General features: G+C 52.0%; 11 protein-coding genes. 3 read left to right on the forward strand and 8 right to left on the reverse strand.

The window, feature by feature from the left end; genetic code table 11:
* Positions 1–41 precede the first annotated feature (41 nt).
* Positions 42–962, forward strand: a complete 921-nt coding sequence (gene glsB / locus BZG74_RS02610) for a glutaminase B (RefSeq protein ID WP_077771213.1) — start codon at positions 42–44, stop codon at positions 960–962.
* Between the two features lie 122 nt (positions 963–1,084).
* Here the strand turns inward: glsB and hemL are convergent, their stop codons facing one another.
* Positions 1,085–2,377, reverse strand: coding sequence for a glutamate-1-semialdehyde 2,1-aminomutase (hemL, locus tag BZG74_RS02615; RefSeq protein WP_077771214.1), 1,293 nt, complete (start codon positions 2,375–2,377; stop codon positions 1,085–1,087).
* Between the two features lie 213 nt (positions 2,378–2,590).
* On the opposite strand from hemL, the gene erpA reads away from it, so the two are divergent.
* Complete coding sequence (erpA, locus tag BZG74_RS02620) at positions 2,591–2,932, forward strand: iron-sulfur cluster insertion protein ErpA (RefSeq protein WP_021022145.1); 342 nt, start codon at positions 2,591–2,593, stop codon at positions 2,930–2,932.
* A gap of 73 nt (positions 2,933–3,005) precedes the next feature.
* Here erpA and BZG74_RS02625 read toward each other — a convergent pair whose 3' ends face one another.
* On the reverse strand, positions 3,006–4,328 hold the full coding sequence (locus tag BZG74_RS02625) for a peptidoglycan DD-metalloendopeptidase family protein (RefSeq protein WP_077771367.1): 1,323 nt from the start codon (positions 4,326–4,328) through the stop codon (positions 3,006–3,008).
* A gap of 241 nt (positions 4,329–4,569) precedes the next feature.
* Between BZG74_RS02625 and tyrS the strand changes: the two genes are divergently transcribed.
* Positions 4,570–5,757 (forward strand): tyrosine--tRNA ligase, encoded by a 1,188-nt coding sequence (gene tyrS / locus BZG74_RS02630; RefSeq protein ID WP_077771215.1) that lies wholly within the window; start codon positions 4,570–4,572, stop codon positions 5,755–5,757.
* A 113-nt stretch (positions 5,758–5,870) separates the two neighbouring features.
* Here the strand turns inward: tyrS and BZG74_RS02635 are convergent, their stop codons facing one another.
* The 6 genes from BZG74_RS02635 to BZG74_RS02660 all read right to left on the reverse strand — a co-directional run bounded on the left by BZG74_RS02635 (position 5,871) and on the right by BZG74_RS02660 (position 11,235).
* Positions 5,871–6,434 (reverse strand): flavodoxin family protein, encoded by a 564-nt coding sequence (locus tag BZG74_RS02635; RefSeq protein WP_077771216.1) that lies wholly within the window; start codon positions 6,432–6,434, stop codon positions 5,871–5,873.
* Between the two features lie 105 nt (positions 6,435–6,539).
* Positions 6,540–7,151 (reverse strand): TRIC cation channel family protein, encoded by a 612-nt coding sequence (locus BZG74_RS02640; RefSeq protein WP_077771368.1) that lies wholly within the window; start codon positions 7,149–7,151, stop codon positions 6,540–6,542.
* Positions 7,152–7,171: 20 nt separating this feature from the next.
* On the reverse strand, positions 7,172–8,020 hold the full coding sequence (btuF, locus tag BZG74_RS02645) for a vitamin B12 ABC transporter substrate-binding protein BtuF (RefSeq protein ID WP_077771217.1): 849 nt from the start codon (positions 8,018–8,020) through the stop codon (positions 7,172–7,174).
* A gap of 12 nt (positions 8,021–8,032) precedes the next feature.
* Positions 8,033–8,992 carry a cobalamin biosynthesis protein gene (locus BZG74_RS02650; RefSeq protein WP_077771218.1) on the reverse strand — a complete coding sequence of 320 codons (960 nt, stop codon included), beginning with the start codon at positions 8,990–8,992 and terminating at the stop codon, positions 8,033–8,035.
* Positions 8,993–9,004: 12 nt separating this feature from the next.
* A complete protein-coding gene (gene mtnN / locus BZG74_RS02655; protein WP_077771369.1) occupies positions 9,005–9,700 on the reverse strand; it encodes a 5'-methylthioadenosine/S-adenosylhomocysteine nucleosidase in 696 nt (231 codons plus the stop codon).
* Between the two features lie 122 nt (positions 9,701–9,822).
* Positions 9,823–11,235 carry an FAD-dependent oxidoreductase gene (locus tag BZG74_RS02660; RefSeq protein ID WP_077771219.1) on the reverse strand — a complete coding sequence of 471 codons (1,413 nt, stop codon included), beginning with the start codon at positions 11,233–11,235 and terminating at the stop codon, positions 9,823–9,825.
* Positions 11,236–11,240: the final 5 nt, after the last annotated feature.

Below are 11,240 nucleotides of genomic sequence, written 5' to 3' on the forward strand. Positions count from 1 at the left end.
GAGGTTGGCTTTTTTTCCTATGTTGTAAAAGGAACCTGCCCTTGAAACCCAATGCACAATTACTCGAGCAAATTCTTGACGATGTTCGGCCATTAATTGGACAAGGCAAGGTGGCTGACTATATTCCTGCATTAGCCGATGTAACTAACCAAAAGCTCGGCATCGCGGTTTGCTATAACGATGGTGAGGTGATCCGCGCCGGCGATGCCGATGAGGCATTCTCTATTCAGTCGATCTCCAAAGTGTTGAGTCTGACACTGGCGATGCAAAGCTATCAAGCCGAGGAGATCTGGACGCGTGTGGGCAAAGAACCCTCGGGACAAGCGTTTAACTCGTTAATCCAGCTTGAGATGGAGCAAGGGATCCCGCGTAATCCTTTTATTAATGCCGGAGCGTTGGTCGTTAGTGACATGCTGCACACGCGCCAGTCAGCACCTCGTCAACGGATGCTTGAATTTGTGCGTTACCTCGCGGGTAATCCACATTTGTGTTACGACAAGGCGGTGGCGGATTCAGAAATGCTGCACAGTGACAGAAACGCAGCGATTGCGTATCTAATGCGTGCGTTTGGCAATTTTGATAATGACGTGGTGCCGGTCTTAACCAACTATTTTCATTATTGTGCGTTAGAAATGAGTTGTGTGGACTTGGCGAAGGCGTTTTTCTATCTTGCCAATAAAGGGACACCGTTAAGTGATAACACCGCTATCTTGAGCCCGACACAAAGCAAACAGCTTAATGCGCTGTTGGCGACCTGTGGCTTATATGATGGCGCGGGCGAGTTTGCATACCGAGTGGGTATGCCAGGTAAATCTGGGGTCGGCGGTGGCATTATTGCCATTGTCCCAGGCGAAATGTCGATTGCCGTCTGGTCGCCGGAACTCGACCCTTCGGGTAATTCACTGGCGGGAACGGCTGCATTGGAGCTATTATCGGCTCGAATTGGCCGCTCGATATTTTAGGGTAAACCTCGATGCTGTGCCCGTGATGAGGGCAATATTGATACCTTTGAATACACAAAAAGCCCCGCAGTAACCTGTGGGGCTTTTTCGCATCAAGGTGATGCCGCTATACCATGACGGGGTTAGGCGTCAGCAGCTAACGTGGCGAACGCATGATCAGCGGCCGCGAGTGTGGCATCAATTTCTTTTTGTCCATGAGCTAAGCAGGTAAAGCAAGCCTCAAACGCAGAAGGGGCCAAGTACACGCCTTGCTCGAGCATCAGGTGGAAGAAACGCTTGAAGCGCTCAGTGTCACACTGTTGCACGTCTTTAAAGCTGGTCACTGTTTCTTGCTCGGTAAAGAAAAAGCCAAACATCGCGCCTGCTTGGTTGGTGGTCAGCGCAATACCATGTTTGTCAGCGAGCGATTGAAAGCCCTCCGCAAGTTGGCCAGTTACATGGGTTAAGTAGTCGTGGTTACCAGGCTGACGTAGCTCAGACAAACAGGCGTGGCCAGCCGCCATGGCGACGGGGTTCCCTGCCAGTGTCCCCGCTTGGTATACCGGACCTGTCGGTGCCAAGTATTCCATCACTTCACGACGTCCGCCAAAGGCACCTACTGGCATACCACCACCGACAATTTTGCCTAGTGTGGTTAAGTCAGGTTTTACGTCGTAGTAAGCTTGCGCGCCACCTAATGCCACGCGAAAGCCAGTCATGACCTCATCAAAAATCAGCAAGGCACCGAACTCATCGCACAGCTCACGCAAGCCTTGCAAGAAACCCGGTTGCGGGGGCACACAGTTCATATTCCCGGACACGGGCTCGACAATGATGCACGCTACCTCGTCAGGGTAGGTCTCAAACGTTTGGCGCACCGAGTCAAGGTCGTTATAGGTGCAGGTCAGTGTGTGCTTGGCAAAATCCGCCGGTACCCCTGGAGAGTTCGGCTCACCAAGGGTGAGTGCGCCTGAGCCGGCTTTGACCAGTAAGCAGTCGCCATGGCCGTGATAGTTACCCTCAAATTTGATGAACTTATCGCGCTTGGTAAACCCGCGCGCGAGACGTATGGCGCTCATGGTCGCTTCAGTGCCAGAGTTAACCATACGTACCATTTCCATTGAAGGCACCAACTCAGCCACCAGCTCTGAGAGGGTGGTTTCACTCTCGGTGGGGGCACCAAAGCTGAGGCCTCGTTGGGCAGCGTCGACCACGGCTTCGCGGATTGCGCTGTGGTTATGGCCCAAGATCATCGGGCCCCAAGAGCCAACAAAATCGATATAAGCTTTGCCGTCGGCATCAAAAATGTATGCGCCGTCAGCACGCTCCATGAAGACAGGGTCGCCGCCGACACCGGCAAAAGCACGCACGGGAGAATTGACGCCACCAGGAATGGTGCGTCGAGCTTGTTGAAAAAGTTGTGCTGATTTGGTCATGACATATCCTGTTTGGGAAGGCTTAGCCTAAATTGCGTTGGCGTATTTTAACCAAAGATACGGAACGCTGGCGAGGTAGAGTATGATTTCGTTGAGACAAGATTGGCAATTAATACGTACTGATCACAGTTGCGATCAAACGCACAATACTTGAACACTTTACTCAGGTATTGGATAATCCCAGCATTAGCACAAAGAGCATGTGAGGTAACAATGAGCGAAGCACCTTTGCCGTTAGAGTTTTCTGAGGCCGCGGCAACCAAGGTAAAGACGCTGATTCAGGAAGAAGAAAATCCAAACCTGAAATTGCGCGTCTATATCACCGGTGGTGGCTGTAGCGGCTTCCAATATGGTTTCACCTTCGATGAAAACGTCAATGAAGGAGATATGGAGATCGAAAAAAGCGGTGTGATGCTGGTGGTCGATCCCATGAGCTTGCAGTATTTGATGGGTGGCAAAGTGGATTACACCGAAGGCCTTGAAGGGTCGCGCTTTTTCATTGATAACCCTAACGCCACAACGACCTGTGGTTGTGGTGCGTCATTTAGCGTTTAAACGTGAAATGGCGATACCGCTGACGACAATCACAAACGGCGCCTCAGGCGCCGTTTGTGATCCGCAGCGCTGATTAGCCGCCGCGGTTATAATGGTTAAGGCTGCCAACCGTAGCCAATAGCTGGTTAAACTTGCTTAACTGTGCCATGCGTGACTCAGCCAAACGCACAAAGGCTTTCTTTTGTTCGCCTTGAAGAGACTTAGCTTCAGGCAGTTTTACTGTCCGAGGGTTTTTATGGACACCGTGAACAAGGAACTCGTAGTGCAAGTGTGCACCAGTGACACGCCCTGTTGATCCCAATGTACCGATAATATCCCCTTGTTTGACTCGCTGACCGGTTTTCACTTTACGCTTGGTCAAATGCAAATACTTGGTGATGTAGGTTGAGCTGTGGCGAATAAACACATAATTACCATTGAAGCGGTTGTATGAGGCTTTCATCACCACGCCGTCTCCGGCGGCTTTAATTGGGGTACCCACAGGCGCAACATAATCGGTGCCACGGTGAGGCTTCACACGACCGGTGACCGGGTGCAAGCGACGTGGGTTGAAGTTTGAGCTCACGTAACGGAAGTTAACCGGTGAGCGCAAAAATGCCTTTTTCATCGCTTTGCCGCTCGGTGTGTAGTATTTGCCATTTTTTGCCCGCACCGCCGTGAAAGTATCACCACGGTTGGTGAAGGTGGCCGCTAAAATATTTCCGCTACCAATATGCTCGCCTTCGACAAACTCCTCTTCGTAGAGCACCGAAAAACTATCACCGTTGCGAATATCGAGGGCAAAGTCGACATCCCAACCAAAAATGCCCGCGAGTTGCATGATCTGATTTGGGTTTAACCCGGCATCAGAGGCTGCTTGCCAGAAGTTTGATTTAATGGTGGCGCGCGCAAAGTTTAGCTGCGTATCCACGTGCTTGGTTTCAATCCGTGATTGATAGCTCTCATCAATCTTATTAACAATCAGGGTTTCGTTGCTGCCTCGTGGTTGAATCAGTTGTACCAGCTCACCGTCGTCATCCACACCAAGGCGCACTTCATCGCCAGGGTTTAAGTAAGCGAGACTTTGCGTTCTCTCGTCGGCATTAACTAAACGGTAGAGGGTGGTAGGGCTTAAGCCGGCACGATTAAAAAGCAGCGCCATGCTCTCACCAGGCTGCACTTCATAGGTTTGCCAGTTGATATTGCGCTTAAACTGCGCGGGCATCTCATCTTTGGGGGGCAGGAGCGAGACTGCCTCAACGGGTAATGGGTAATGCTTACCAGGTTGAAAATTCGGTTTTGGACGTGGTGTGTCAGCGCCCTCGGGAACCAGGACTAATAAGACAATGAATGCGCTCAAGGCACCGATAATGACTTTATGTAACTTGGGTAAGGCTGCGAGTTTATTTAACGGCATGAAGACTATGGTTGAATCACTACGAATAAAGTTATGACAGTCAGACGCCCAATCGGTTTTATTGGGGATGATGCCCTGAAGTAGATTTGACACGGCTGACACAAAGACCACATTTTTTGATAGCAGCCACTGCGCACACCCGGTACACATTCTATCAGTTTAACTGGTTTCAAAAACTGTCGCTATTCGAGTAATATGTCGGTTTATCACATTTTTGCCTATTGGGTAGGAGCAGAAGACTATGGCGAGCCTGGAAGCCGCGCTAGCAGAACTAAAACGTGGCGTAGATGAAGTAATCCCGGAAGACGAGCTGGTGGCAAAGCTAAAAGAGGATCGTCCTCTTCGCATCAAGCTTGGCGCTGATCCTACAGCACCAGATATCCACTTGGGCCACACAGTGATCCTCAATAAGCTGCGAGCTTTTCAAGCGCTTGGCCATGAAGTGATCTTTTTGATTGGTGATTATACCGGCATGGTCGGTGACCCGAGCGGTAAAAACACCACCCGTCCACCATTGACACGTGAACAGGTGCTGCAAAATGCAGAAACCTATAAAGAGCAGGTATTCAAAATTCTGGATCCGGCGAAAACACGTATTGAGTTTAACTCGAAATGGTTGGGTGAGCTGGGCACTGATGGCATGATTCGCTTGGCAGCAAGCTCCACCGTTGCCCGTATGCTTGAGCGCGATGACTTTAAAAAGCGCTATACCAGTAACCAAGCCATTGCTATCCACGAGTTCATCTACCCATTGCTACAAGGGCACGACTCCGTCGCGCTAGAAGCGGATGTTGAGTTGGGTGGTACCGATCAGAAATTCAACTTGCTGATGGGGCGTGAGCTGCAAAAACAAGCAGGACAAAGCCCGCAAGTAGTGATGACCATGCCTTTGCTGGTTGGACTAGACGGTGTTAAAAAGATGTCTAAGTCAGCCCATAACTACATCGGTGTGAGTGAGAGCCCTGATGAGATGTTTGGTAAAATCATGTCTATCTCTGACGATTTGATGTGGGATTACTACGAGCTGTTGTCTTTCCGACCGCTTGAAGAAGTGGCGCAATTTAAGCAAGACGTACAAGCTGGGAAAAATCCGCGTGATATTAAGATCTTGCTAGCAAAAGAAATCATCGCTCGTTTCCACTCAGATGATGCAGCAGAGGCCGCTGAGCAAACGTTCGTCAATCGTTTCCAAAAAGGCGCAATGCCGGATGAGATGCCAAGCTTTACCTTCGAGCAAGGTATTGCGATTGCTAATCTGTTAAAAGAAGCTGGGCTGGTTAACTCCACTTCTGATGCACTGCGTATGGTTCGCCAAGGCGCGGTGAAAATTGATGGTGAAAAGGTCGAAGATACCAAGCTAGTGCCGGCAGCTGGGGAAGCGGTTTACCAAGTGGGTAAGCGCAAGTTTGCCCGGGTGACACTCAGCTAAGCTCTACCCTATCTGGCGCCGTAAGCGGCCACCAACATATCAAGCCCTCGCATGTACGCGAGGGCTTGATATGTCAATCACTTCCCACCGATAGTGGGGCAAGTGCTTATTGACTAGGTATGCCAAACGCCTTTTAGTGCACGAACCATGTGTTGACCAAGGTAAAACGCTGTTTGTAGGCAGGCCTCGCTAAGTTGGTCATCGTCTGGAGTGTGTGCCGTCACCCCAAGGCTTGTGCCACTTGGGTTAATGTTTTCTACCCCGATATTGGCACGACCTAGGCTTAGCCACAGCATGTCATGCTGGCTGGCTAAAGTTTGGAAATACTGCAGTGTCTGGGGCTGATCGCCACCTGGATAGGTGCCTACAGTAAAGCCTGCCGCGTACTTTCCTCGCCAGTCTTGGTTTTCCCACGTTGGGCTGGAAGCGTCGGCGAACGCCTTAAATGGGGCGCTCGGTCCACCCATATAGGTGGGGGCACCAAAAATAATGGCGTCCACCTCTTTAAGCTTTTCAAACACCTTGTCATCGACAAAGCGTCCGTTTTCTATCATCTCAGGCTCAATGCGGTAAACCACAGGTTCGGCATCGCCGGCATGAATACCTTCGGCAATGGTAGTAGCTAGCGCATGAGTATGATCGCTGACAGAGTGATAAATGATGGCAATGCTGATCATAGTGGCTCCTTTATTGAGGCTGTTACCCATGACCTTAGGTTGTGTTGCCTATATTTCAACCACTATCTGCCATATCTCGCTACACCTTAACAATAATTGCTATCGTTATCTGTCTAGTGCAAATGGCGGTAAGGATAAATGCCAGCGAATCGCCGCCAGTCGAATCAATAGTGTCGTTAGCATACCGGCGAGGGAGGCGGTGATCGTATCCGGGCTCACTTGAACGGCGAGGGTGTGAACAATGCCGCCGGCAATACAGGCGGTGGCGTAGACTTCCGTTCTCAGCACCATAGGCACCTCGCGTGCGAGTACATCACGAATGATGCCGCCACCACAGGCGGTGATCACGCCCATGATCACTGCCACTAATGGCGAGGCACCGTAGCTGAGGGCTTTATCAACACCAATACCGACGAAAACCGCCAATCCAATGGCATCGGCGCAAGGCAGTACATACCAAGGCAGGCGTCGCGGATGACGGATAAGCAGCATGGTTGCTACACAAGTGGCTAAAATCACCCAGATATAGGTGGAATCGGTGATCCAAAATGCCGGCGTGGCGCCCATTGCCATATCTCTGACGGTGCCGCCGCCAATGGCCGTCGCACAGGCTAGGACGACCACTCCGAAGGGATCCATGCGTAAACGGCCTGCCACCAGTACGCCAGAAATCGCGAAGACAGCGGTGCCAAATAAATCAAACAAATATAAGATCATGGTCTGAGTCATGCTAAGTCCTATTGCGCGTGACGAACTTTATCGAGGGCGGTACAGATTTGCTCAGCGGCATTTAATGCACGCGGTGTGGCGCGTGTTAGCCAATCTGGGTTGAGAGACCAAGTGAACGTGTGCGCATAGTCTGGTAGTAGCTCGACCAGGGATTGCCAACTTCTCGGTTGTGTATCGCCCGTGTGGAACATCACCTTGGGCGCACGTGTGATGACTTGCTCCATATTCACCTGCGGGTAAGCAGCGGGGCTGTCGGCGAAAATATTCTCGCCGCCGCATAGATGAAAAAGCTGACTCGGCCATGCGCGGTCGCTTGCCGTCATTAAGGGGGAATCACTGAGAAGATAAAAGTAGGGCACCGGGGCGGCACTACGGTATTGCTGTTTCAACTGCATCAGCTTGTTATCAAAGGCGTCGGCATTACGCGTCGCCATCGCTTTGTTGTCGCTATAACGGCCTAACTCGCGGATAAAGCGGCCTATATCACTGAGCTTTTCAGGGTTGAGGTAACGAATGTGAAAGCCCAGCTCTGCCAAGGTTTCTAAGGGCTTGGGGGGATTGCCGCCGCGCCAGGCTAAAATCAGATCTGGCTGGAGGGCGATAATGCGTTCGAGTTTGACTCCCCGATAGTTGGCCACACGCTCAAGCGATTGCGCCGGCTTCGGATAATCACTGTAGGCACTAGCAGCAATCATATTCGGGCCAAGTCCCGCCGCATAAGCCAGCTCGGTGGCGTGGGGGGCGAGGCTAATCACGCGTAAGGGTGCTGCGTGCGTAACAGGGGGCCATGTTAATGCCAAGACGATAAGGCAGGAACACAAACGGAATAGGGCGTGAGGAAAACGAAAACGCGGCATCAGTTAGGGTCCTTAAACCAATAAAACCAACGAGCATAACCCGAGCCAGATTAAAACACTGTGGGTTAACTTCAAGCGCAGCAATAAAAGGTGATAACACGCCGGGGTGACCCCATAGCCAATTTTGGTTCTCAAGGTCTTGGTGCCTTGATAGACAGCCGGGCCGCCCAGAGAGAGCTGGAAGCGGCTGCCCGCACACGCGAGTAGCCAACCTGAACCAGGCGTTCGCCAGCGTTTGCCCTGCTGCCAGCCGGTTTTTAGGTGTGACCAAGGTTGACGGCTCATTGCCACGATCACAGCAAACAGCCCCATTGGCACTATATCCAGCAGGTTCAATAAGCGGGCGCTGGCGAGCCCGAACGGGTAATAGCTTAAGCGGCTTGGGGTCCAAACGCGGTGAAGGTGTACCAAGCTGGTGTATAGCAAGGCACCGACACCGCCTGCGAGCAGATAATAAAATATCACGCAAACACAGTGCCGCGCTGTGCCGAGCAGCAGTGTTTCCGCGCCCGCTTTCCCTATTCCTATCAATGACAGAGACTCGGTTTCACGGTTGACGCGTGTGGCGAGCAACGCGCGCGCTGCGCCTTTGTCATGTTGGTCTATCGCGTGGGCGATGGCGTGGCCAAACTGATCGATGGGGCGCCAATCAAGTGCGAGCCAGAGTAATATGGCATCGAACAGGGGACGCGACCACACGAGCTCACGGGTGGCGATTAAAAAAATGGCGAGGGTGCCGCTCATTAACATTAAGGCGAGCGCACCGGCAAGCTTACGTTGGCGCTTAGGATCTGTGTCTTTGTTGACTTGGCTCGCGAGCAACGCTGCATACTGTCGCCAGTATTGAAACGGGGAATACTGACTGGGCAATGGGAGTAGCCAGTGCACTAATACCGCCAACCACAACGCCCATAAGCGGCCTTGGTCGGCGGCGTAGATCATCCATTGTTGCGGATTGAGCAAATCATCCATGGGGGCGTGCGATCAGGCGTCAATCATTGCGACCATGTTTTCCACCATGGCCGATGAGCTTTTCGCCGCTAACGGCAGAAACTCTTCAAAGGTCATGGGTGACTCTTTTTCGGCGACCACATCCGAGATGGCACGCACCACCACAAAAGGGGTGGCAAACTGAGCACACACTTGCGCAATTGCCGCCGCTTCCATTTCTGCGGCCACTGCATTTGGGAAGTGGGTATGGATATGTTGGCGGTGGGCATCGGTGTGGACAAAGGTATCGGCGGTACAGATCAAGCCACGCACCACATGTGTTTGGCTATCCACTGCTTTTTCCGCAAGTTGCATTAACGCTTCATCGGACTCGAACACCGCCGGTTGCTGCGGAACCTGTCCCATTTGATAGCCGAAAGCAGTGGCATCAGCATCGTGATAGCAGACTTTGGAAGACACCACCACGTCACCTAGGTTAAGTGAAGGCTCGAACGCGCCCGCTGAGCCTGTGTTGATCACCCAATCGGGCTTGAATTGCGATAGCAGCAAGCTTGTGCCGACCGCCGCAGCGACCTTACCAATGCCAGACTGAAGTAACACGATATCATGGCCTTGCAGCGTCCCCGTATAAAAGGTGCAACCGCCTTCTTGGTGGGTTGTGCTGTTTTCAAGCTTGTCGCGCAGCAGAGTCACTTCTTGCTCCATTGCGCCAATGATGCCGATTTTCATGGTGATAATCCTGTTCGCATAAATGCCGATAGTGTACATGAGGCAATAAAAAAGTGCCTCCTTTGAGGCACTTCTCAATCGATTATCTCGATATGGTGTCACATGGGTTGATTGCCGCAGGGCTACACTTCCAGGTAATCCATGATCCCTTCGGCGGCTTTGCGACCTTCATCAATGGCGGTGACCACCAAGTCAGAACCTCTTACCGCATCGCCCCCGGCAAAAATTTTGGGGTTAGTGGTTTGATACAAGATATCACCTTTTGCTGGCGCTTGGATGCGACCACGCTCATCCAGGGCGACATCGTAAGGTTCTAGCCATTCCATCGCGTGTGGCTGGAAACCAAAGGCCATGATAACCGCATCCGCTTCCAGCACATGTTCACTGCCTTCAATCGGCTCTGGGCGGCGCCGCCCCGCAGCATCAGGCTCTCCGAGCTGGGTTTTCACCACAGTGACGCCGCTCACGTTACCATTACCATCAACTTCAATCCCTAACGGTTGCAGGTTGAACATAAAGTTCACCCCTTCTTCGCGGGCATTTTTGACCTCACGGCGCGAGCCAGGCATGTTTTCTTCATCTCGGCGGTAGGCACAGGTGACACTGGCGGCTTGTTGGCGAATCGAGGTACGAACACAGTCCATCGCAGTATCGCCACCACCGAGTACCACCACACGTTTGCCGGCCATATCGATGAACGGTGGTGCGTCATTCAGTTCCATCACCTTGTAGGTGTTGGAGACTAAGAAGGGCAGCGCATCAAAGACGCCGGGCGCATCTTCATTAGCCAGCCCTGCACGCATGTACTTGTAGGTGCCTACCCCTAAGAAGACCGCATCGTAGTCATCGACCAAGGTTTGCATGTCAATATCTTTGCCCACTTCGGTGTTGAGGCGAAATTCGACGCCCATCTCGGTAAAGACACGCTGGCGATGCCGCATCACATCTTTTTCGAGCTTAAACGATGGAATACCAAAGGTCAGCAGGCCGCCAATTTCTGGGTAGCGGTCAAAGACCACAGGTTTCACTCCGTTACGAACCAGCACGTCGGCACAGGCGAGCCCTGCTGGACCGGCACCAATTACCGCGACCTTTTTATCGGTCCACTCAACGTGTGACATGTCAGGCTTCCAGCCCATTTCAAACGCTTTATCGGTGATGTACTTCTCGACATTGCCGATGGTTACCGCGCCAAAATCATCGTTGAGGGTGCAATCTCCCTCACACAGGCGATCTTGTGGGCACACACGACCGCAGACTTCCGGCAAACTATTGGTTTGGTGCGATAGCTCAACCGCTTCTATAATCCGCCCCTCGTTAGCAAGCTTGAGCCACTGTGGAATATAGTTGTGCACGGGACACTTCCATTCACAGTAGGGGTTGCCACAATCAAGGCAGCGATCGGCTTGTGCTGACACTTCTTTCTCGGTGAACGGTTCGTATATTTCCACGAACTCAATTTTACGCGTCTCGATCGCTTTTTTGCGCGGGTCAATGCGCTGCACATCAATAAACTGATAGATGTTCTGGCTCATGGGTC

The sequence above is a fragment of the Salinivibrio sharmensis genome, assembly GCF_001995985.1.
GTDB lineage: Bacteria > Pseudomonadota > Gammaproteobacteria > Enterobacterales > Vibrionaceae > Salinivibrio > Salinivibrio sharmensis.